This is a genomic window from Streptomyces sp. NPDC020965, from assembly GCF_044333555.1.
In the GTDB taxonomy this organism is placed as follows: domain Bacteria; phylum Actinomycetota; class Actinomycetes; order Streptomycetales; family Streptomycetaceae; genus Streptomyces.
The window spans coordinates 244,072-266,306 of sequence record NZ_JBIRRE010000010.1 but is presented as its reverse complement, the minus strand read 5'-3'; the positions used below and the strand labels follow the sequence as shown (position 1 = coordinate 266,306).

The following is a 22,235-nucleotide window of genomic DNA, read 5'->3' as shown; positions in this document are numbered from 1 at the left end:
GTCAGCCCCCTCCAGCAGTCCGCGCCACCGGACGCTCGCGCCGCCTCTCCCCAGGCCCGCAGGGAGGGGCGAGACCGTGATCGCCGAAACGGAAGAGGCCCCCTCCAACCGGAGGGAGCCCCTTGATGCCCTGGTGAAGCGATCCGCCGCGACCCGACCCCGTATGCCCCGCTACTTCGCGTCGCGCGCGAGGAAGGAGAGCAGGTCCTGGCGGCTCACCACACCCATCGGCTTGCCCTCGACCAGCACGATCGCCGCGTCCGCCGCAGCGCTCGTGTCGCCGAGCACGGTCATCAGATCGGCGACCGGCTCGCCCGAGCCCACCTGCGGCAGCGGGGAGCTCATGTGCTTCTCCAGCGGGTCGTGCAGCGAGGCGCGCTCCGTGTAGAGGGCGCCCAGCAGTTCCCGCTCCACGACCGAACCGATCACCTCGGCCGCCATCACATCGGGGTGCCCGGCGCCCGGCTTCACGATGGGCATCTGCGAGACCCCGTACTCCCGCAGCACCTCGATCGCCTCGCCGACGGTCTCCTCCGGGTGCATGTGCACCAGGCTGGGAATCCGGCCGCCCTCCTTGTGGCGCAGCACATCGCCGACGGACGCGGAGGGGCCGGCCTCCTCCAGGAAGCCGTAGTCCGCCATCCACTCGTCGTTGAAGATTTTGGAGAGGTAGCCGCGTCCGCTGTCCGGGAGCAGGACGACCACCACGTCGTCGGGCCCGAGGCCCTCGGCCACCCGCAGCGCCGCCACGACCGCCATACCGCAGGAGCCGCCGACGAGGAGGCCCTCCTCCTTGGCGAGCCGCCGGGTCATTTGAAACGAGTCCTTGTCCGACACGGCGACGATCTCGTCCGTGACGGTCCGGTCGTAGGCGGTGGGCCAGAAGTCCTCACCGACGCCCTCGACCAGATACGGGCGGCCGGAGCCCCCGCTGTAGACCGAGCCCTCCGGGTCGGCGCCGACGACCCGTACCGCGCCGTCGCTCACTTCCTTCAGATAGCGCCCGGTGCCGGAGATCGTGCCGCCGGTGCCCACACCCGCGACGAAATGGGTGATCTTTCCCTCGGTCTGGTCCCAGAGTTCGGGACCGGTGGTCTCGTAGTGCGAACGCGGATTGTTCGCGTTGCTGTACTGGTCCGGCTTCCAGGCGTCGGGGATCTCCCGGACGAGCCGGTCCGAGACGTTGTAGTACGAGTCGGGGTGCTCCGGATCCACGGCGGTGGGGCAGACCACGACCTCGGCACCGTACGCCCGAAGCACATTGATCTTGTCCGTGGAGACCTTGTCCGGGCAGACGAAGACGCACTTGTAGCCCTTCTGCTGCGCCACGATCGCCAGCCCCACACCGGTGTTGCCACTGGTCGGCTCCACGATGGTGCCGCCGGGGACCAGCGCCCCGCTCTCCTCGGCCGCCTCGATCATGCGTACGGCGATGCGGTCCTTGACCGAGCCGCCCGGGTTGAAGTACTCGACCTTGGCCAGGACCGTCGCTTGGATGCCGGCGGTGACGCTGTTCAGCCTGACCAGCGGGGTATTGCCGACAAGACTGATCATCGAGTCATGGATACGCACAGTGTCTCTCCGGGATCTCCGTAGTGAATGCGGCCAGAGTATGCGGAGCGGGACGGGATTGGGCGACCTCGGCCACGGGGCAGTTAGCTCATGACGGAGAGGAGAGCCGAACGTGTCGAGGGCGAGAGTGGCACGACGCATCGCGGCGGGCGCGGCCTATGGCGGCGGAAGCATCGGCCTGCTCGGGGCGGCGACCGTGGGGCTGGTGCTCGCGGAGGTCCAGTTGGCGAAGCGCTCGGTCGGCGGGAGCGTCGCACCGCTGCCACCCCGGGGCGACGGGCTGTACGGACTGGCCTTCGGCCGCGTCGATCCGTTGCTCCTCGGCATGTTGGGGGACTCCACGGCGGCGGGGCAGGGCGTACGGAGGGCGGGCCAGACACCGGGCGCGCTGCTGGCCTCCGGGCTCGCGGCCGTCGCCGAGCGACCGGTGGAGGTGTGCAATGTGGCGCTGCCGGGGGCGCAGTCGGACGACCTGGACCGTCAGGTCACCCTGCTGCTCGCGGACGCCTCACGCCGCCCGGAGGTCTGCGTGATCATGATCGGTGCCAACGATGTCACGCACCGGATGCCGCCCACCCAGTCCGTGCGGCATCTGGCGTCGGCGGTGCGCAGGCTGCGGACGGCCGGTGCGGAGGTGGTGGTGGGCACCTGCCCGGACCTGGGCACCATCGAGCCGGTCTACCAGCCGCTGCGCTGGCTGGCCCGCAGGGTCTCCCGGCAGCTCGCGGCGGCGCAGACGATCGTGGCGGTGGAACAGGGCGGCCGGACGGTGTCGCTCGGCGATCTGCTGGGCCCGGAGTTCGCGGCGAACCCGAGGGAGATGTTCGGGGCGGACAACTACCACCCGTCGGCTGAGGGGTACGCGACGGCGGCGATGGCGATGTTGCCGACGGTCTGCGCGGCACTGGGGGTGTGGCCGGAGTCGGACCGCCCGGAGGCGGCGCGGGACGAGGGCATGTTGCCGGTCGCGAAGGCGGCGGCCACGGCGGCCCACGAGGCGGGCACCGAGGTGACGGGCGCCCGAGCCCCCTGGGCCCTCCTCAAGCACCGCCGTCGCCGGCGCCTCCCCGATCCTCACCACCCGGCCCCGTCGCCCACCCGGACGCCGTCGCCGTAGCCGTGGCCGGGCGTGCTGATGTCCTTGGCGCCGGGGCGAGGGCTTCAGGGCCTCGGCCCGGGGCCGGGGCCGGGGCCGGGGCCGGGGCAGTCGTGCGGTCCACCCCCGGATTCGACGTCCGCGGGGAGTTCCATGCCCCCCGGCACGGGCGCACTCCAGCCGAAAAGTGAGCGCTCGCTTAGAATTGAGGTCCGTGTCACACCCCGCACCCCGTGACCCCGCTCCTACCTCCAGGTAACTTCCCCCACGAGCCCACACCCTCGCGCCCCATGGAGCCCCCGATGCCCGAAGCAGTCATCGTTTCCGCCGCCCGCTCCCCCATCGGCCGGGCCTTCAAGGGCTCCCTCAAGGAGCTGCGTGCCGACGATCTGACCGCGACCATCATCCAGGCCGCTCTCGCCAAGGTCCCCGGGCTCGACCCCCGGGACATCGACGATCTGATGCTCGGCTGCGGTCTCCCCGGCGGGGAACAGGGGCACAATCTCGGGCGGATCGTGGCCGTGCAGATGGGGATGGACCACCTTCCGGGCTGCACGATCACCCGCTACTGTTCATCGTCGCTCCAGACCTCCCGGATGGCGATGCACGCCATCAAGGCCGGTGAGGGTGACGTCTTCATCTCGGCGGGCGTCGAGATGGTGTCCCGCTTCGCCAAGGGCTCGTCCGACGGTCAGCCCGATACGCAGAACCCGGTCTTCGCCGAGGCCCAGGCCCGTACCGCCAAGGTCGCCGAGGGTGGTGCGGACTCCTGGCACGACCCCCGCGAGGACGGCCTGCTGCCCGACGCGTACATCGCGATGGGGCAGACCGCGGAGAATCTCGCCCGACTGAAGGGCGTCACCCGCCGCGAGATGGACGAGTTCGGCGTCCGTTCGCAGAATCTCGCCGAGGCCGCCATCCGGAACGGCTTCTGGGAGCGGGAGATCACCCCGGTCACCACCCCGGACGGCACGGTCGTCAGCCAGGACGACGGCCCGCGCGCGGGTGTGACCCTGGAGGGCGTCGAGGGGCTGAAGCCCGTCTTCCGCCCCGATGGTCTGATCACCGCGGGCAACTGCTGCCCCCTCAACGACGGCGCCGCCGCGTTGGTGATCATGAGTGACACCAAGGCCGCCGAGCTGGGCCTCACCCCGCTCGCCCGGATCGTCTCCACCGGCGTCTCCGGGCTCTCGCCGGAGATCATGGGTTACGGACCGGTCGAGGCGTCCCGGCAGGCGCTCTCCCGCGCGGGGCTGACCATCGACGACATCGACCTGGTCGAGATCAACGAGGCGTTCGCCGCGCAGGTCATCCCCTCCTACCGGGACCTCGGCATCGACCTCGACAAGCTGAACGTCAACGGCGGCGCCATCGCGGTGGGCCACCCGTACGGCATGACCGGCGCGCGGATCACCGGGACGCTCATCAACAGCCTCCAGTTCCACGACAAGCAGTTCGCGCTGGAGACCATGTGCGTCGGCGGTGGCCAGGGCATGGCCATGGTGCTGGAGCGGCTGAGCTGATTCCCCGGGGCGCCCAGAGGCCCCCGGGGCCCCCGGAACCCAAGTCGTGACCGAAACTCCCCCAGGATGTGACCTACCCCCTGGGGGAGTGACGTTTCCCCAGGTCAAACCCGGTCAATCCCACATCCTGGTAAACACCGGGCCAAAAGTCCTGTCCGTTTCATGACGTTATGCACTGACGGGGGGCGCGCATCCCCCGCAAGCTGATGTAGGAAGTCGGGGGTGTCGATGAAACCGGGAGTACGTCAGTGAGCGCCATGTCTCTTGCCCTGCTGCTGACCACCGCCGCCGCGACGGCCGTGGGCGCCGCCGCCCTGCACGCCGCCCACGGGCTCCGTCGGCAGGTCACGGCACTCCGCGTCGAGCTGTCCCACGCCCATGTCCACGCCGCGCAGGGCCCGACCGTCCAGGTGCCGGGCGCCCGCCCCACACCGGCCGCCGAGATACGCGCCGCCGTCGCCGAGGCCCTCGCCGAGGAGCGGGAGCGGGAACTCGCCGAGGCGCGCGCCTTCTGGGCCGCGCAGGAGTCCCGCGACGCCGCCGACACCCCCGCCCGCCTCGGTGGCGAGGCCGCGGGACCGCTGCTGGGCGGTCTGGGCGCCCCCGGCGACGAGCTGCCCTTCTACGTGCCGCGCCAGGCCGACTTCGCGGGCCTGGAGGCGATGGACCTGGAGGCGGTCGACGCCCTGGACGATCTGGTGGACCTGGTGGACCTCGCCGAGGTGACCGAGTACGCCGAGGACTCCCCCGAACTGGCCGCGGCCCGCCGCCGGCACCCCTCGCACCCGGACTTCATCCCGGTGCAGACCCCGATGGTGACCGACCACGAGCACACGGTGTCCCGGCTGGAGGAGCTGGCCGCGGCCCGCACCGAGCTGGCCGACGTACGGCCGGGGCCGCTCGGCACGCTCGACGTCTACGTCTTCGCCGACGGGACGACGCTCTGTATGACGCCCGGCCACCGCGAGACCGCCGAGCGGCTGGCGGACGCGCTGCGCACCGGTGACACACCGGTCCTGCTGGGCGGCTCCAGCATCTCGGGGGCGTACGCGCTGACCTTCGCCTGCGGCGACGACACGGTCTACATCCTCGCGGACCGGGTCATCACCTCGCTCTGATCCCCGGCGAGCGGGACGAGCCGAGAGCCCACCGCGCGCCCGGGGCCGGCCGGTGTTCGAGCCCGCGTGCGCCGGTCTAGCGAAACGCGCGCTCCGCCGCCGTACGTACCAGTTCCACGGCCTCGTCCAGCTCCGCCGCCCGCGGGGACGGGGCCGTTCTCAGCGCTTCCACCAGATCGGTTCCGGCCACCATGAGCTGGTCGGCGACGACGAACACACCCGCGTCGGGCATGATCATCGGTTCTCGGTCGGGCGCCTCGACGCGCTGGGCACGCAGTGCCAACTCCCTGGCCAGCCCCAGCGCCTCCGCCGCCGCACCGCGCTGGAGGCGGCTCTGCGGGGCGGCTCGCAGCCGGTCGGCGAAGCGGTTCACGGTATGGGTCAGCTCTGTCGTATCCAGCACACGCCGACCCTACGCACTCCCCCGGGAGTGTTGCCAATACGCGAACCCTCGGGCACGGTGGCGTGAAGGAGCACACGCGCAACGCGTCCGGAGGCGCCGATGTCCCCAGTCTTCTCCGAAGAGACCCACCGCAATCTGCTCTCCCGCATCCCCCATTGCACCGGTCGTGAGATCTCCGACTGGCTCCGCGCCGTCGAGGAAGGCCCGTCCCTCTTCCGTTTCGAGGAGAAGGTGAGCTGGCTCCGGAGCGAACACAACCTCGCATACGGACACGCCAAGGCGATCATCCACGAGTACGACCTGCGGCGAGCGGCGCGCAAGCTGCTCTAGAAGGCCGTCCTCGAAGTCGAGAGTCGTCTTCGAAGGAGTGTCGTCCACCGCACCGCGGGCGGACGGACGGGACTTCGAAGACCCCACCCGGGTTCCCGACTGCCCCTGTCCCCACGAGCCCCGTCCCCACGACACCGAAGGGCCCGCAGGCGGTAAGCCTGCGGGCCCTTCGTTCACTCGGTGTCAGCCGGGTCGGCCGCGGGTCAGTCGTTCCCCTGGAGGATCGACAGGACACGCAGCATCTCCAGGTAGATCCACACCAGGGTCAGGGTGAGGCCGAAGGCCGCCAGCCAGGACTCCTCGCGCGGAGCGCCGTAGGTGAGTCCGTCCTCGACCTGCTTGAAGTCGAGGGCGAGGAAGCAAGCACCCAGGATGATGCCGATCACGCCGAACAGGATGCCGAGGCCACCGCTGCGGAAGCCGAGGCCGTCACCGCCGCCGAAGACGGCGAACAGCAGGTTGACCGCCATCAGCAGCATGAAGCCCATCGCGGCGGCCATGACGAAGCCGAAGAAGCGACGGTTGACGCGGATCCAGCGCATCTTGTACGCGATCAGGACACCGGCGAAGACCGCCATGGTGCCCATCACCGCCTGCGGGACCACACCGGCACTGACGTAGGTGCTGACCGCGCTGGAGATCACGCCGAGGAAGACGCCCTCGAACGCGGCGTACGACAGGATCAGCGCCGGGACCGGCTTGCTCTTGAACGCCTGGATCAGCGACAGGACCATGGCCACCAGGGCCGCGCCGATCGCGATGCCGTAGGACGTGCCGATGTTGTCCTTGTCGACGGGCAGCAGGACCCAGGAGAGCACGGCGGTGACAACGACCGTGCCGAGCGTCATCGCGGTGCGCGAGACGACGTCGTCGATCGTCATCACGGCGCGGGCGGGTGCCGGCTGGCCCGTGCCGGTCTGCGTATCGGCCGGTGCGTACGGGTTGGTCGCGTACGGGTTGCCGGTGCCCTGGGCGTAGGGGTTGGTTCCTACGACGGGGCCCCCGGCCTGCGGCTGCGCGTTGAAGCCCGCATAGCCGTTGTCACGGCTGAACCCCCGTCGCGAGAAGACCGGGTTACTGCTCCTCATCTCACTCCTCAGTGGCCACCTTGCGCGGCCTTGCGTCAAGAGTAATGCGGGAGCAAACGACACACCCTAGTGCTCGGGGAGGATCTTTCCGGATTGTGACCTCCAGACCCTGCCGCCCAGGGGGCAGTCGGGGCCGGACCACCCGCTCCGGGTGACGCGCGCCACAACGACGCGCGCCACAACAACGCGCGACGCAGCGACGAAGAGGAGAAGGAGAGGAGGGGAGTGGAAGAGAGGTCACCCCATAGGCGGCGAGTAATGGACCCGCTACGCATTCAGGTCTGGGCACGAGCCGCATCGGGTGAGATCATTGCATGCAGCAGCGGTCAAGCATTCAACTACTCTGGGTCGGTCGTCGGGCTACAGAGAGTGCCCGGAGCCGGACTCGAACCGGCACGGCCATGAAGGCCAGCGAGGTTTAAGCTCGCCGTGTCTGCATTCCACCATCCGGGCCAGATGTGGCTCCGTGTAAGCACGTGAGCCTATCCGGGCAGATCCATCCGCCTTGGCGGCCAGTGGCCCGATGTTGTCTTATTTTATTGCTGCTTGAGGGTGCGTCAGCCCAGGTGAAACACCATGCGACAGCCCGTCTCCCGGCAGGGTCGGCCCCACCGCGCCGGCGACTGATTTGACGGAAACTCGACGCCCCGAACGCTCCCCCGTCCCACCCCCCGGACAGCCCCCTCCCCACACCCGGCACGGCTCCGCCACCACCCATACGCCGTCAGGGGCACCGTCATACCAAAGGAGGATGATCGGGCGGGGCGGTGCGACCAGAGAGGGCCCCCGGAACGGGCACCCGGTCTGACGATCGGCGGCCGAGCGCGGGACAGGATGGGACTCGTCCCCAGATCGTCCCCACAGCTCGTCCCACCGGACAGGAGTGCCTCCTCGTGACCACCACGCCCCTCGCACACCGCGCCACCGCCGTGGCCGCCCGCGCCACGGATCTGTCCAAGGTGTACGGACAGGGCGAGACCCAGGTGGTCGCCCTGGACCGGGTCTCCGTCGACTTCCGGCAGGCCGAGTTCACCGCGATCATGGGCCCCTCGGGGTCCGGCAAGTCCACCCTGATGCACTGCGTCGCCGGGCTCGACACCTTCAGCTCCGGCTCCGTCCGCATCGGCGAGACCGAGCTGGGCTCCCTCAAGGACAAGCAGCTCACCCAGCTCCGCCGGGACAAGATCGGCTTCATCTTCCAGGCGTTCAACCTGCTCCCGACGCTGACCGCGCTGGAGAACATCACGCTCCCGATGGACATCGCCGGCCGGAAGCCCGACAAGCAGTGGCTGGACACCGTCATCGACATGGTCGGACTGCGCGACCGGCTCAGTCACCGCCCCACCCAGCTCTCCGGCGGCCAGCAGCAGCGCGTCGCGGTCTCCCGCGCGCTCGCCTCCCAGCCGGACATCATCTTCGGTGACGAGCCCACCGGAAATCTGGACTCGCGCTCCGGCGCCGAGGTCCTCGGCTTCCTCCGCAACTCCGTCCGCGAGCTGGGCCAGACCGTGGTGATGGTCACCCACGATCCGGTCGCCGCCTCCTACGCCGACCGGGTGATCTTCCTCGCCGACGGCCGGATCGTCGACGAGATGCTGCACCCCTCCGCGGACGGCGTCCTCGACCGGATGAAGGCGTTCGACGCCAAGGGCCGGACCAGCTGACCCACGGCCGGCCCACCACCCGGCGCCCTCCCGACTTCCGGCTCCCACCACAGGACTGACAGACATGTTCCGTACCGCGCTGCGCAATGTGCTCGCGCACAAAGCCAGGCTGCTGATGACCGTGCTCGCCGTGATGCTCGGCGTGGCCTTCGTGTCCGGCACCCTGGTCTTCACCGACACCCTCGGCAACGCCTTCCGCAATCAGACGGCCAAGAGCTTCGACAACACCGCCGTCGTGGTCTCCAGCCCCACCAGTGACAGTGGCGCCGGCGAGTCCGACGACGGCCTCCCGGCCTCGACCCTGGCCGGCATCAAGGGCCTCAAGGGCGTCGACGAGGCCACCGGGCGGGTCTCCGGGTTCGCCGGAGTGGCCGACCAGAAGGGCAAGCTGATCGGCAGCGGCTGGACCAACACCGGGGCGAACTTCTCCCCCGGCAAGGACGGCCGGGACGACGCGTACGACTTCACCAGCGGTGCGGGCCCGGTGCAGCCCACCCAGGTCGCCCTGGACGAGGCCACCGCCAAGAAGGGGAAGTACGCGGTCGGCGACCCCGTCCGGGTCTCGACCAACGGGCCGGTGAAGGAGTTCACCCTCTCCGGCGTCTTCACCACCGAGGACGGCGCGGTCAACGCGGGCGGCAGCCTGATCCTGTTCGACACCCCCGTCGCGCAGCAGCTCTACCTGAAGCCCGGTTTCTTCAACGAGATCAATGTCGCCGCCGCCTCCGGGGTCTCCGACGACAAGCTGCTCGCCGACGTCAAGGCGCTGCTGCCGAAGGGCGCCGAGGCGCAGACCGGCAAGGAGCTGGCCGACCAGCAGGCCAAGGACATCGAGTCCGGCCTCAACCACCTGAACACCATGCTGCTCGCCTTCGCGGCCATCGCCCTCTTCGTCGGCATCTTCCTGATCGCCAACACCTTCACCATGCTGGTCGCCCAGCGCACCAGGGAGCTGGCGCTGCTGCGCGCCGTCGGCGCCTCCCGCCGTCAGGTCAAGCGCTCGGTGATCCTGGAGGCCCTGGTGGTCGGCGCGCTCGCGTCGGTCGTCGGCTTCGTCCTGGGCCTGGGCCTCGCGGTCGGGCTGCGCAGCGCGGTGGGTTCGTTCGGGGCGAAGATGCCCGCCGGGCCGCTGGTCATCTCGCCCGTCGCGATCCTCTCCGCGCTCGGTGTCGGTGTGCTGATCACCGTGCTCGCCGCCTGGCTGCCCGCCCGTCGGGCCGCGCGGATCGCGCCGGTCGCGGCGATGAGCAGTGTCCATCTGGCGGCCTCCGGCAAGTCCCTGCTGATCCGGAACATCGTCGGCGGAGTCATCACCCTGGCCGGTGCGGGGGCCATCCTCGGCGGCGCCGCGTCCGGCGGCGGCGACGGCCGGATGCTGATCGGGGCCGGCGCCTTCCTGGCGCTGATCGGCATCATCGTGCTGATCCCGCTGCTCGCCCGTCCGGTGATCGCCCTGGTCCAGCCGCTGCTGAACCGGCTGTTCGGGGTCGCGGGCAAGCTGGCCGGGCAGAACTCGGTCCGTAATCCGCGCCGTACCGGAGCCACCGCCTCCGCGCTGGCGATCGGTCTGACCCTGGTCACCGGCCTCACCGTCATCGGTGTCACGCTCGGCCAGGCCATCGACAAGATGACCACGGACAACGTCCGCGCCGACTACGTCGTGACGATGGCCAGCGGCGACACCATGGACGCCTCCGCACTCGCCGCGCTGGAGAAGGCCAAGGGCGTCGAGGGGATCTCGCCGCAGCAGGCGTTCCTGCTGGACATCAAGGACGAGACCCACGCGGCCTCCGCGGTCAACGCCGAGGACGTCTCGAAGGTCTTCTCGCTGAAGGTCCTCTCCGGTTCCCTGGACACGCTCGCCGACGGCCAGATCGCCGTCGGTGAGAAGACGGCGAAGGACGAGGGCTGGCGGACCGGTGACACCCTGCCGGTGGGCTTCAAGAAGAACGGCGCCGACGCATCGGCGGTGCAGAAGCCGCTGACGATCGGCGCGATCTACGAGGAGAACGAGTTCCTCTCGCCGGTCATCGTCTCGGACAAGCTCACCGCTCCGTACGACACCACTCCGGACATCCGTGAGATCTGGGTCGCCATGGACGGCGGCGAGACCTCGGCCAACGAGCAGGCACTGGTGGACTCGCTGGGCAACAACCCCGGCATGAACATCATGGACAAGCAGGAGCTGCGGGACTCCACCGCGGGCATGATCAACACGATGTTGAACATCATGTACGGCCTGCTGGCCATGGCCCTGGTCATCGCGGTCCTCGGCGTCGTCAACACCCTCGCGATGTCCGTCTTCGAGCGTCAGCAGGAGATCGGCATGTTGCGGGCGATCGGTCTGGACCGGGCCCGGGTCAAGCGCATGATCCGCCTGGAGGCGGTGGTGATCTCGCTCTTCGGCGCGGTGATCGGTGTGGTGCTCGGCTCCTTCCTGGCCTGGGCGATCGGCGAGACGATCAAGAGCAGCATCCCGGACTACGCCCTGGTCGTGCCGTGGGGCCGGATCGGTCTCTTCCTGCTGCTGGCGGGTGTGGTGGGCGTACTGGCCGCCATGTGGCCGGCCCGCAGCGCCGCCCGGCTGAACATGCTGACGGCGATCAAGACCGAGTAGCCGGCCGCCGCCCGGAGCGTACGGCGGGGCCCCGCGACCGATTCGTGTCGCGGGGCCCCGCCGTGTGTATGTGTAGCCAGAGCGCCGGTTCCGGGTTTGGCTTCGGTCGCCGGTAGGCGGGACGGGTCCGGTCGCCGGTCCGGTCGCCGATGTTGCCGGTGTCGCCGGTGTCGCCGGTACGGGACGGTTACGGGGTCAGTTCCAGGTACGGGTGCGCAGCGGCAGCCCCGACGCCCCGCCCTCGGGCGTCCGTACCGCGAGGATCTGGTTGACCCCGATCCGGTTCCGCTCGAAGGACACCGCGGATGCGGCCATATAGAGCCGCCAGACCCGGGCCCGCCCCGGCGAGGTGAGGCGTACCGCGTCGTCCCAGCCCTCCTCCAGATTGGCGACCCAGCGGCGCAGGGTCAGGGCGTAGTGCTCACGGATGGACTCCACGTCCCGCACCTCGAAGCCCGCCCCCTCCAGCGTGGTGACCGTACGGCCGAGGGGGGACAGCTCGCCGTCCGGGAAGACGTAGCGGTCGATGAACTGGTCGACCCGGTAGCGGGACTCGTTCCGCTCCGGACGGCGGGCGATCTGATGGTTGAGCAGCCGGCCGCCGGGGGCGAGCAGGGTGTAGAGCTGTCGCGCGTACTCCTGGTAGCGGACCGTGCCGACGTGTTCCGCCATGCCGATGGAGGAGATGGCGTCGTACGGACCGTCCCTGACGTCCCGGTAGTCCTGAACGCGGATCTCGATCCGGTCGGTGAGCCCGGCCTCGGCGATGCGTTTGCGGGCGTAGGCGGCCTGCTCACGGGAGAGGGTGATGCCGGTGGCCCGGACCCCGTACTCCCGCGCGGCGTGCATGGCCAGCGAGCCCCAGCCGCAGCCGACGTCGAGGAGTCGCTGGCCCTCGGTGAGGCCGAGCTTGCGGCAGACCAGATCGAGCTTGGCGCGCTGGGCCTCCTCCAGGGAGCCCCCCTCGTCCCAATAGGCGCAGGAGTAGACCATGGACGGCCCGAGGACCAGTTCGTAGAACGGGTTGCCGACGTCGTAGTGGTGGCTGATGGCCCGCCGGTCGCGGACCCTGGTGTGCGAGCCCCCGGTACGGCCGCGGACCTCCTCGGGGGGCGGGGGCGGTGGGGGCAGCGGCCCGCCGAGCGCGAGCAGGGTCGCCGCTGCGGTGCGGAGGCTCGGGTCGCGGAGGGAGCGGTGCGGGGTGTCGCGCTCCCAGATGAACCCGGAGAGGCGGTCGAGCACGGTGAAGAGATCGCCCTCGACATCGAGGTCCCCGGCCACCCAGCCCCGGGCCAGGCCCAGCTCGCCCGGCCGCCACAGCAGCCGCCGCAGCCCCCGCCGGTTCCGCAGGACGAGCACCGGCCCGTCCGGCGGTCCGGCCTCGGAGCCGTCCCAGGCCCGGAGGCGGACGGGGAGGGGGGTCCCGAACAGATCGTGGACGAGGGCGGACAACCGCGGAGCGGCTTCGGCCATGGCGCGTACCTCCGTGAGGGTGTTCCCGCAGACGGCTTGCTCGTGTTCCGGAGAACACATCGAGCACTGTGGGTGCTTCCCGAAAGAGCGTGATCACGCACGGAATAGTCCGGGGAGCCCCTCGCACGGCGGTGGTAGGGAGGAGTACCGGTGGGCGCGGAGGAGTACCGGTGGGCGCGGGAAGGGGACGGCAGGCACGGGCGGGGCGACCGGCCGGGAACACCGCATCCGGGCGTACGGGGCCCGGGGAGCATCACCTCCGGCCGGGCGGGCCCTGGCCACCGCATCCGGGCGTACGGGGCCCGAGGAGCATCACCTCCAGCCGGGCGGGGGCCGTCGCGCGGGCGGTGCCACAGCGGACTGCGGCCGGGCGAGGGGCCGTCGCGCTGGCCGCGGCCGGGCATGGCGAAGGGCCGCCCGCACCACGGATGGCGGGCGGCCCTTCGATCAGTCGCTGAGGCGTTGGACGCCGGGACGGGGCGGCCGGGTCAGGATGCCTTCGCCTTCTCCGGCGCCGGCGCGGTGACCGCGGCGGCCGGAGTGGGCTTCGCGGCCTCGTAGAACTCCTCGCGCGGGGTCTCCATCGCGCCGAGGGAGACGACCTCGCGCTTGAGGAACATCTGGAGCGTCCAGTCCGCGAAGACCCGGATCTTCCGGTTCCACGTCGGCATCGCCATGCCGTGGTAGCCACGGTGCATGTACCAGGCCAGCCGGCCGCGCAGCTTGATCTTCATCTTGCCGACGACGATCATCGCGACGCCCTTGTGCAGACCGAGTCCGGCCACGGCGCCCTTGTTGGCGTGGCTGTACTCCTTCTGCGGGAAGCCGCGCATCCCGGAGATGACGTTGTCGCCGAGGACCTTGGACTGCCGCAGCGCGTGCTGGGCGTTCGGCGGGCACCAGGCGTTCTCGACGCCGGCCTTGCGCGCCGCGACGTCCGGGACCTGGGCGTTGTCGCCCGCGGCCCAGATGTAGTCGGTGCCCTGGACCTGGAGCGTGGTGCCGGTGTCGACGTGGCCGCGGGGGCCGAGCGGCAGACCGTAGCGCGCCAGCGCCGGGTTCGGCTTCACGCCGGCCGTCCACACGATCGTGCTGGAGTCGACCTCCAGGCCGTTCTTCAGCACCACATGGCCGTCGACGCAGGAGTCCATCGACGTCGAGAGGTAGATCTCGACACCGCGGCTCTCCAGGTGCTCCTTGCCGTAGGCGCCGAGCTTCGGGCCCACCTCGGGGAGGATCTTGTCGGCGGCGTCGACCAGGATGAAGCGCATGTCCTCGCGCTTCACGTTCCGGTAGTACTTGGCCGCGTCCCTGGCCAGGTCCTCCACCTCGCCGATGGTCTCGGCACCGGCGAAGCCACCACCCACGAAGACGAAGGTCAACGCCTTGCGGCGGACCTCCTCGTCGGTCGTGGAGTCGGCCTTGTCGAGCTGTTCGAGCACATGGTTCCGGAGGCCGATGGCCTCTTCGATGCCCTTCATGCCGATGCCCTGCTCGGCGAGGCCGGGGATCGGGAAGGTCCGGGAGACCGCGCCGAGCGCGACCACCAGGTAGTCGAAGGGCAGCTCGTACGCCTCGCCGACCAGCGGGGAGACGGTCGCGACCTTGCGGTCCTGGTCGATGGTGGTGACCCGCCCGGTGAGCACCTCGGCCTTGGGCAGGACGCGGCGCAGCGGGACGACGACGTGCCGCGGCGAGATGCTGCCGGCGGCGGCTTCGGGGAGGAAGGGCTGATACGTCATGTACGAGCGCGGGTCGACGACCGTGACGGTCGCTTCGCCGTACCGCATCTTCTTCAGAATGCGGCGCGCCGCGTACAGGCCAACGTATCCACCGCCTACTACGAGGATCCTGGGACGCTCCGTGGTGCTCATGCCATCGAGTATCCACCCCCCTGATAAGGGGTGCTCGTGAGCCCCTTCACAAGGAGTGGAGTCACCTCTGCTACACTGCGCCGCCCGCGTGACGGAGGTCATGGTCAACAGAGGGAACCACCACCCTGGCGCACACGTTGGAAACCCCCTGTGAGCAGGCCCTTCGGTCAGCTTTCCGGGTGGACCACCGCCCCCGCCCGACCGTCCGCCAGCAGCCCCGCCCGGCGCGAAAGCCCCCCTCCGGGGCCCAACGGCCCCCGGGTGCGGGCCTTTCGGCCCCCCACAACGCCCATCAGGGCGCTTTTCCTTGTGAAGAACTTCACGAAGTTCGTTCCGGGGGCCTTCCCGCGATCGGTGGTCAGGCCACCGACCAGGCCGCTCCCGCCCGGGAGCCACCTCGGCGACGCCCCCTCACCGCCCTGCGCACCGCCATGTGTACACGTTGGCGCGTACACTGCCCGTATGGCTGAGAACACGGTGACCGTACGGGAAGCCCGCGCACACCTGGCGGACCACATCAACCATGCCGAGCAGGGAAGACCGACAGTGATCACGCGCAACGGCGTGCCGGTCGCGGCCGTCGTGCCGATCGCGGACTTCGACGCGCTGGAAGAGGCCGCCGACGTACTCCTGGCCCGGGAGGCGGAAGCAGTACTGGCCGAGGGTGGCTCCACCGTGACCATGGCCGAACTACTGGCGGACCTGTTCGCCGAGCCCACCGCAGCCACCGAAGATGCGGCATGAAGTACGCGTTCCGGTTCACCACAGCGGCACAACGGCAGCTTCGGGCTGTCGATCGGCCCGCCGCCATGCGCATCCTGGCCGCGCTGACCGCGCTCGGCGACGATCCGTACCGCGAGGACGCCGACGTCAAGAAGCTCACGGGCCCCTCGGGGCTCTACCGGCTCCGGGTCGGCAATTACCGGGTCGCCTATCAGGTCGAGGACGGCGAACTCATCATCCTCGTCATCAAGGTCGGCGACCGGCGCGACGTCTACCGCAACCTCTAAGAGGCTGAGCGGCGGGCACGGGGAGCATCACCCGCCGTTGAGTGCCGTATGCCAGGCGATCCCGTCGAGGATGTCGTGCTCGCTGACGACCACTTCCGACGCCCCGCACCGCTCCATGACGGCCAGCAGTATCAGCGCCCCGGCGCCGATCACATCCACCCGCCCCGGATGCATCACCGGGATCGCCGCACGCTGGTCATGGGTGGACTCCAGCAGCGTCCGGGTGATCTCCGCGACCTTCTCGTACGCGATCCGGGACTGGTGGATCGCCCGGGAGTCGTACGCGGCGAGGCCGAGCGCCACCCCGGCGACGGTGGTCACCGAGCCGGCGAGGCCGACGAGCATGCCGGCGTCGCGCAGGGGGACGGTCCGCTCCGCGAGGTCGAGCGCCGCCTCGATGTCCGCCCGGACGGCGGCGACCTCGGCGGCGGTGGGCGGATCGCTCCGGATATGGCGCTCGGTGAGACGCACACAGCCGATGTCCACGGAACGGGCCGCCTCGACGCCCGCCCGCCCGATGACGAACTCCGTCGACCCGCCGCCGATGTCGACGACCAGCCGCTCCTCGTGACCCGGCAGCTCCTTGGTGGCACCGGTGAACGAGAACTCGGCCTCCTGGTCGCCGCTGATCACCTCGGGCTCGACCCCGAGGATCTCGAACACGCCCCGCGTGAAGTCGTCCCGGTTCTCGGCGTCTCGGGATGCGGAGGTCGCGACGAAGCGCAGCCGCTCCGCACCCAGCTCCTTGATAACGGCGGCGTACTCGCGGCAGGCGGCGAACGTGCGCTCCAGGGCCTCCGGCGCGAGCCGGCCGGTGCGGTCCACGCCCTGGCCGAGCCGGACGATGGTCATCCGGCGGTCGAGGTCGACCAGGGTCCCGGTGGCCGGGTCGGCGTCGGCGACGAGCAGCCGGATCGAGTTGGTGCCGCAGTCGATCGCGGCGACGCGGGTCATTTGTGGGTACTCCTCAGGGCGCGTCTGACGGATCTGGCCGGGTGGGACGGGTCCCGGTCTTCAGGATCGGGCTTCGGCCGGCTGCTCGCACGGGGTGACGCACGGGCCCTTCCGCCACCACTCCGGCAGCATCGCGATGGCCTCGTCCCCGAGCGGATTGACCCCGGGGCCCGCTGCCAGCGAGTGCCCCACCAGGACGTGCAGACACTTCACCCGGTCCGGCATCCCGCCAGCGCTCGGGAACCCCTGGAGCACCTCGATATCGTCCCGGCGCGCGATGTAGTCCTCGTGCGCCCGCCGGTACGCCGCCGCCAGCTCCGGATCGGCCGCCAGCCGCTCCGACATCTCCTTCATGACCCCGTTCGCCTCCAGCGTGCCGATCGCGGAGGCCGCACGCGGGCACGTCAGGTAGTACAGGGTCGGGAAGGGCGTGCCGTCGGGCAGCCGGGGGGCCGTCTCGACGACATCGGGCTGCCCGCAGGGGCAGCGGTGCGCGATGGCGCGGAGTCCGCGCGGGGGCCTGCCGAGCTGTTCCCGGAACGCCGCGATGTCCGCGTCCGTGGGCTCGGTGGGATCGGTGTGGGGAGGAGGGGTTTCCATGCCTACCTTGGCTCTGACGATTCTGTGTCGCTGCTGTGCTGGGTGGTGCTGAACTGTTGTACTGCTGAACTGTCGTGCCGCTGGGCTTGTCGTGCCGCTGGGCCGGGGTCGCCCGCCGTGGGGCCGCATGTCACCGCGGTCCGCCGCCGGGGGGTGCGGGCGGGGTGTACGGAGCGGAGGTCAGCGGCGGTCCGCGTGGTCGACGCCTTCCCAGACGTTCGAGTACCAGGGGCGGTCGGCCGCGCCGTCCTGCGCGCGCCGGTCCTCCTCGACCTCCGGGTCGATCATCGTGTATCCGGTCTCCCCCGGCAGCACGTAGTGCAGGTGCTCCCGGGCCAGTCGCCGGATGTACATATCGTCCTGGAGCCGCGCCTTCTCGTCCCGGAGGCGTTCGACCTGCCGTTCCGCCTCGGCCATCCGGCCGCGCTGTTCGGCCATGTCGCCGCGCTGGGACACGTACTGCCGCATGGGGTACGCGAGGGCGACGATCAGCGAACAGAGGACCAGCGCGAGGAAGGCCGCCCGGCCGGTCAGCCGGGAGCGGCGGGCCTGGCGCCGGGTCTGGGAGCGGTAGACACGGGCGGCGGTCTGCTCGCCGAGCAGCCGCAACCTGGTCGCGGTGGAGAACCGGTCACGGTCCTTCGCGGCCATGTCGTCCCGCCTCCCTTCCCCCGTACCCACGTACGGACGTCCCCGGACACGGTACGGGACCGTGGCCGAGGACGTCCGGACGACTGGCTGCGCACCCCCCGGCGGCTGACCTTGATCAACCGTCGGGAGGTGCGTCGCTCGACCGCCGTGGGAGACCGGCCGGCCGGGAGGACCCGGCGATCGGTCCGTGCGGGTCCGGCCCTGTGGATCAACCCTTGCGGATCAACCCCGGTGGATCAGCCCTTGCGGATCAGCGCTCGCGGATCAACCCGTGCGGATCAGCCCTTGAAGCGGGGGAACGCGCTGCGCCCGGCGTACACCGCGGCGTCGTCGAGGATCTCCTCGATGCGCAGCAGCTGGTTGTACTTGGCGACGCGCTCCGAGCGCGCCGGGGCGCCGGTCTTGATCTGACCGCAGTTGGTGGCGACGGCGAGGTCCGCGATGGTGACGTCCTCGGTCTCACCGGAGCGGTGGGACATCATGCACTTGAAGCCGCTGCGCTGGGCCAGCTCGACCGCGTCGAGGGTCTCGGTCAGCGAACCGATCTGGTTGACCTTGACGAGCAGGGCGTTGGCCGAGCCCTCGTCGATGCCGCGGGCCAGGCGCTCCGGGTTGGTGACGAAGAGGTCGTCGCCGACGATCTGGACCTTGGCGCCCAGCTTGTCGGTGAGGACCTTCCAGCCGGCCCAGTCGTCCTCGAAGAGCGGGTCCTCGATGGAGACCAGCGGGTAGGCCGCGACCAGCTCCTCGTAGTACTCGGTCAGCTCGGCGGCGGAGAGGGACTTGCCCTCGAAGTTGTACGAGCCGTCCTTGTAGAACTCGGAGGCGGCGACGTCGAGCGCGAGCGCGATGTCCTTGCCGGGGACGTAACCGGCCTCCTTGATGGCCTCAAGGATCAGGTCGAGCGCGGCGCGGTTGGAGTCGAGGTTCGGCGCGAAGCCGCCCTCGTCGCCGAGGCCGGTGGAGAGGCCCTTCTGCTTCAGCACCTTCTTGAGGGTGTGGTAGACCTCGGTGCCCCAGCGCAGCGCCTCGGAGAAGGATTCGGCGCCGATGGGCGCGATCATGAACTCCTGGATGTCCACGTTGGAGTCGGCGTGCGAGCCGCCGTTCAGGATGTTCATCATCGGAACGGGCAGCAGGTGCGCGTTCGGGCCGCCCAGGTAGCGGAAGAGCGGCAGGTCGGACGCCTCGGACGCGGCGTGCGCCACGGCGAGGGAGACGCCGAGGATGGCGTTGGCGCCGAGCGAGGACTTGTCCGGGGTGGCGTCCAGGTCGAACATCGCCTGGTCGATCAGCCGCTGCTCGGTGGCGTCATAGCCGACGAGCTCCGGGCCGATCTGCTCGATGACGGCGAGGACGGCCTTCTCGACGCCCTTGCCCTGGTAGCGGTTCGGGTCACCGTCGCGGAGCTCAAGGGCTTCGAACGCACCGGTGGAGGCGCCGGACGGAACTGCAGCACGACCCGTGCTGCCGTCGTCGAGGCCAACCTCGACCTCGACCGTGGGGTTGCCTCGGGAGTCCAGGATTTCCCGGGCTACGACGACGTCGATGGACGGCACTAGCATCTCCTTCTGGGATGTGACGCTTGGAGTGCAGGGTCTCTTTGGCCTTGCGCCACGAGCCTAACCGGCGGTGGGGCACCGACCGGCCGGTTGCCCGCCCGCTGGGACGAAAAACGCCGTGAACGGCCGCGGCGGGGGACAAAAAGAACGATGTCTACCGGTCGGTAGGAGTCGGGCGGGCGTCCGCCCGGCCGGGAGACAGAGAGAAACCCCGGTCCGGCGCGTACGGGGGAAGCGCGCCGGACCGGGGTGGCCCATTCGGCCCCGAGGGGCCCGGGGCCCGCTCCGGGTGTCGTTCCGGAGCGGCCCCGAGACCTGTCTCGGGTGTCGGCCCCGGGGGGCCGTGGGGTCAGCCGAGGTGGAGCTGCTGACCCGGGTAGATCACATCGGCGTCGTCGACGATGTCCTTGTTCAGCTCGAACAGCTTGGCCCAGCCGCCGCCCACCTTCTCGGCGGTGGCGATCGTGCTGAGGGTGTCGCCGGCCTTCACCTGGTACTCGCCGTCGCCCTTCTGGAAGCCCTTGGCCGGAGCCGGGGCCGCGGACGGGGCGGGGGCGGCGGAGCGCTCGGAGCGGGTGGTCGGGGCCTCGGCGCGCTTCTGCTGCGGCTGCGCCTGACGCTCGGACTTCTGCTCGGCCTTCGGCTGCGACTTCTGCTGGCTCTGCTGCTGCGGCTGCTGCTCGGTCGAGCCGCCGCCGTAGGTGGCCTGGGAGAGGTTCACACCACAGTTCGGCCAGGCGCCCTTGCCCTGACCGTCGAGGACCTTCTCGGCGATCCGGATCTGCTGCGACTTCGACGCCTTGTCGGCGGTGGAGGCGTACGCGGTGCCGCCGTAGCCGGCCCAGGTGGAGGCCGAGAACTGGAGGCCGCCGTAGTAACCGTTGCCGGTGTTGATCGACCAGTTGCCGCCGGACTCGCACTGGGCGACGGCGTCCCACTCGCTGGCGGTCGCGGCGGAGGCCGAGGTGGCGCCCATCAGCGGGGCGGCGACGGCGGCACCGGTGACACCGGCGAGCGTGGCGATACGGGTGGCCTTGGAGGGGCGGCGGTGCTTGCCCTTGCCGGAAAACAGCATGGTGGTCTCCTCACCGACGCCTACGAGGTGAGCTGTCGGGTTCGGGCCAAGTGAGTTGCCCGGCCGCGCGTCCTAGCGCGCGGCTTCACCCCTAGCCGGGTGGCCCACCGTCATCCTCAACGGCCGGGTCCGGCGCTTACCTTGGGTCCCCCGCTCCTGCCTTCGGCGCACTGAGCGTCGAGTACTCCCCCCGACCGACGGCAGGATTCGGCGTGACGGTCGATGGTGCCCGCGGTGGCGAGCGGTTCAGACCGTAGCCACAGTTCTCCCCGATGTTCAAAGATGAACATCGGGGAGAAATCGCCCATCCCGCTCGACCGAGAACGCACATTTCCGCAGGTCGAGCGCGGAATGACCAGTTCCAGCGGAGCCGTCGAGTCCATTTCGGCAAAGAGACCCTTGTCTCACTTCCGCAAAATTGGACAAAGGAGGACTAACTACCCCTGTTTTGCGTCGAGATCGAGGCTCTGACCGGGGTGGATGAGGTCGGGGTCGGAGCCGACGGCGGTCCGGTTCTTCTCGTACAGCGCGTTCCAACCGCCGTCGAGCTTCCGCTCCTCCGCGATGGCCCAGAGGCTGTCACCGGGCTGGACGGTGTACGAGGTGGGTGAGGCGCCCGCGCCACCGGCCGTGCCCTTGACGACCTCCACCTTCTTGTCGCCGGGCACCGTGGCGCCCACGGCGCCGTCACGGGCCGCGCCGGCACCGCGGGAGGCATGGCCGGGATCGGCCGCCCGCCGCTCGGCGGCCTCGTTGGCGGGCGACGGGGTGCCGGATGCGGTGCCGCCCGGCTCGGCGGCCTCGGTGGCCGGAGGCGGGGTGCTCGACCCGGGCACGCCCGCAGAATCCGCGGAATCCGCAGCGCCGGTCGTGCCCTCAGGCTTCTTGGTCGGCTCATCGGCGGGCTCGCCCCGGTGCTTTCCGGCACCGGCCGTCGCGGCGGCGGCGCGGTCGGCGCCGCTGCCGACGCCCTGGGTCGGGCCGGCGCCCGGGGTGGTCGACCCGGTGGCGGGCTTCGGCGTCGTCGTCGCCCCGCCCTTCTGGCCCGGGGCGGAGGGCGTCGCGGAGGCGCCACCGCTCGTCCCGTCCGTCTCGGACCGGCCCGTGGCGGCGCCCTTGTCCGTACCGGTGCTCTTGTCCGTGCCCGTGCCCGTGCTCTTGTCCGTGGCCTTGCCGGTGCCCGTGCCCGTGCTCTTCCCGGTGCCCTTCTCCGTGCCGGTGGCTCTGTCCGTGAGCCCGGCGATGCCCGCGCACGACGCCCACGCCTTCTCGCCCTGCGCGGCGAGGACCTTCTCCGCGACGGCTATCTGCTGCGAACGGCTCGCGAGGTCGGCGCGGGAGGCGTACTCCGTACCGCCGAACTCCTCCCAGACCCGCTGCGAGAGCTGGAGTCCGCCGTAGTAGCCGTTGCCGGTGTCGGCACTCCAGAGGCCACCGCTCTCACACTCCGCCACCCGGTCCCAGGCGGCGGGCTCGGCGGCGGAGGCGGAGCCGGCACCGAGGAGGGGGATCGCGATGGCCGATCCCGTCACCCCCGCGGCGACGACGATGGCCGGAGCTTGACGGGGTCGGCGATGCCGACCATTCCCGGAGCGCATTCGGTTGCCTTTCGCCAGACTGCTGAG

Annotated in this window: 19 protein-coding genes, 1 tRNA gene and 1 riboswitch; of the genes, 8 read left to right on the top strand and 12 right to left on the bottom strand. The window is 70.5% G+C overall.

Annotated features, from left to right (window positions below):
• Positions 1-171 precede the first annotated feature (171 nt).
• Positions 172-1,572, bottom strand: a complete 1,401-nt coding sequence (locus tag ACH4S7_RS28345; RefSeq protein WP_398524149.1) for a cystathionine beta-synthase — start codon at positions 1,570-1,572, stop codon at positions 172-174.
• A 127-nt stretch (positions 1,573-1,699) separates the two neighbouring features.
• Between ACH4S7_RS28345 and ACH4S7_RS28340 the strand changes: the two genes are divergently transcribed.
• From ACH4S7_RS28340 to ACH4S7_RS28330, 3 genes are all read left to right on the top strand, one after another.
• The gene (locus ACH4S7_RS28340; protein ID WP_398524261.1) at positions 1,700-2,689 is read left to right on the top strand and encodes an SGNH/GDSL hydrolase family protein; all 990 of its coding nucleotides are present in this window, start codon (positions 1,700-1,702) and stop codon (positions 2,687-2,689) included.
• 281 nt (positions 2,690-2,970) lie between these two features.
• Positions 2,971-4,191 (top strand): acetyl-CoA C-acetyltransferase, encoded by a 1,221-nt coding sequence (locus ACH4S7_RS28335; RefSeq protein WP_398524148.1) that lies wholly within the window; start codon positions 2,971-2,973, stop codon positions 4,189-4,191.
• Between the two features lie 257 nt (positions 4,192-4,448).
• Positions 4,449-5,309: a hypothetical protein gene (locus ACH4S7_RS28330; protein ID WP_398524260.1), complete on the top strand. Its 861-nt coding sequence runs from the start codon at positions 4,449-4,451 to the stop codon at positions 5,307-5,309.
• Positions 5,310-5,385: 76 nt separating this feature from the next.
• Here ACH4S7_RS28330 and ACH4S7_RS28325 read toward each other — a convergent pair whose 3' ends face one another.
• Complete coding sequence (locus ACH4S7_RS28325; protein WP_398524147.1) at positions 5,386-5,712, bottom strand: hypothetical protein; 327 nt, start codon at positions 5,710-5,712, stop codon at positions 5,386-5,388.
• 99 nt (positions 5,713-5,811) lie between these two features.
• Between ACH4S7_RS28325 and ACH4S7_RS28320 the strand changes: the two genes are divergently transcribed.
• Positions 5,812-6,042: a DUF4287 domain-containing protein gene (locus tag ACH4S7_RS28320; protein ID WP_398524146.1), complete on the top strand. Its 231-nt coding sequence runs from the start codon at positions 5,812-5,814 to the stop codon at positions 6,040-6,042.
• A gap of 203 nt (positions 6,043-6,245) precedes the next feature.
• On the opposite strand, the gene ACH4S7_RS28315 is transcribed toward ACH4S7_RS28320, so the two are convergent.
• The gene (locus ACH4S7_RS28315) at positions 6,246-7,130 is read right to left on the bottom strand and encodes a Bax inhibitor-1/YccA family protein (RefSeq protein WP_398524145.1); all 885 of its coding nucleotides are present in this window, start codon (positions 7,128-7,130) and stop codon (positions 6,246-6,248) included.
• 370 nt (positions 7,131-7,500) lie between these two features.
• Positions 7,501-7,583 (bottom strand) — tRNA-Leu (locus ACH4S7_RS28310).
• A 440-nt stretch (positions 7,584-8,023) separates the two neighbouring features.
• On the opposite strand from ACH4S7_RS28310, the gene ACH4S7_RS28305 reads away from it, so the two are divergent.
• Both ACH4S7_RS28305 and ACH4S7_RS28300 read left to right on the top strand, forming a co-directional pair.
• Positions 8,024-8,794, top strand: coding sequence for an ABC transporter ATP-binding protein (locus ACH4S7_RS28305; RefSeq protein WP_398524144.1), 771 nt, complete (start codon positions 8,024-8,026; stop codon positions 8,792-8,794).
• Positions 8,795-8,858: 64 nt separating this feature from the next.
• A complete protein-coding gene (locus ACH4S7_RS28300; RefSeq protein WP_398524143.1) occupies positions 8,859-11,411 on the top strand; it encodes an ABC transporter permease in 2,553 nt (850 codons plus the stop codon).
• A gap of 195 nt (positions 11,412-11,606) precedes the next feature.
• Here the strand turns inward: ACH4S7_RS28300 and ACH4S7_RS28295 are convergent, their stop codons facing one another.
• Both ACH4S7_RS28295 and ACH4S7_RS28290 read right to left on the bottom strand, forming a co-directional pair.
• Positions 11,607-12,884, bottom strand: coding sequence for a class I SAM-dependent methyltransferase (locus tag ACH4S7_RS28295; RefSeq protein ID WP_398524142.1), 1,278 nt, complete (start codon positions 12,882-12,884; stop codon positions 11,607-11,609).
• A 488-nt stretch (positions 12,885-13,372) separates the two neighbouring features.
• Positions 13,373-14,758 carry an NAD(P)/FAD-dependent oxidoreductase gene (locus ACH4S7_RS28290; RefSeq protein WP_398524141.1) on the bottom strand — a complete coding sequence of 462 codons (1,386 nt, stop codon included), beginning with the start codon at positions 14,756-14,758 and terminating at the stop codon, positions 13,373-13,375.
• A gap of 462 nt (positions 14,759-15,220) precedes the next feature.
• On the opposite strand from ACH4S7_RS28290, the gene ACH4S7_RS28285 reads away from it, so the two are divergent.
• Together ACH4S7_RS28285 and ACH4S7_RS28280 are read left to right on the top strand one after the other, a co-directional pair.
• Positions 15,221-15,502: a type II toxin-antitoxin system Phd/YefM family antitoxin gene (locus ACH4S7_RS28285; RefSeq protein WP_398524140.1), complete on the top strand. Its 282-nt coding sequence runs from the start codon at positions 15,221-15,223 to the stop codon at positions 15,500-15,502.
• Entirely contained in the window at positions 15,499-15,768 is a 270-nt protein-coding gene (locus ACH4S7_RS28280) for a type II toxin-antitoxin system RelE/ParE family toxin (RefSeq protein WP_398524139.1), read from the top strand. The genes ACH4S7_RS28285 and ACH4S7_RS28280 overlap by 4 nt, the downstream gene beginning before the upstream one ends.
• A 27-nt stretch (positions 15,769-15,795) precedes the next feature.
• Here the strand turns inward: ACH4S7_RS28280 and ACH4S7_RS28275 are convergent, their stop codons facing one another.
• The 6 genes from ACH4S7_RS28275 to ACH4S7_RS28250 form a co-directional block, all read right to left on the bottom strand.
• Positions 15,796-16,722, bottom strand: coding sequence for an exopolyphosphatase (locus ACH4S7_RS28275; RefSeq protein ID WP_398524138.1), 927 nt, complete (start codon positions 16,720-16,722; stop codon positions 15,796-15,798).
• Positions 16,723-16,782: 60 nt separating this feature from the next.
• The gene (locus ACH4S7_RS28270; protein WP_398524137.1) at positions 16,783-17,322 is read right to left on the bottom strand and encodes a DUF501 domain-containing protein; all 540 of its coding nucleotides are present in this window, start codon (positions 17,320-17,322) and stop codon (positions 16,783-16,785) included.
• Positions 17,323-17,502: 180 nt separating this feature from the next.
• Positions 17,503-17,973: a septum formation initiator family protein gene (locus ACH4S7_RS28265; RefSeq protein ID WP_398524136.1), complete on the bottom strand. Its 471-nt coding sequence runs from the start codon at positions 17,971-17,973 to the stop codon at positions 17,503-17,505.
• Between the two features lie 278 nt (positions 17,974-18,251).
• On the bottom strand, positions 18,252-19,538 hold the full coding sequence (eno, locus tag ACH4S7_RS28260; RefSeq protein ID WP_398524135.1) for a phosphopyruvate hydratase: 1,287 nt from the start codon (positions 19,536-19,538) through the stop codon (positions 18,252-18,254).
• A gap of 346 nt (positions 19,539-19,884) precedes the next feature.
• A complete protein-coding gene (locus tag ACH4S7_RS28255) occupies positions 19,885-20,610 on the bottom strand; it encodes a transglycosylase family protein (protein ID WP_398524134.1) in 726 nt (241 codons plus the stop codon).
• A gap of 2 nt (positions 20,611-20,612) precedes the next feature.
• A riboswitch (cyclic di-AMP (ydaO/yuaA leader) is annotated at positions 20,613-20,788 on the bottom strand.
• Positions 20,789-21,047: 259 nt separating this feature from the next.
• Positions 21,048-22,208 (bottom strand): transglycosylase family protein, encoded by a 1,161-nt coding sequence (locus ACH4S7_RS28250; protein ID WP_398524133.1) that lies wholly within the window; start codon positions 22,206-22,208, stop codon positions 21,048-21,050.
• Positions 22,209-22,235: the final 27 nt, after the last annotated feature.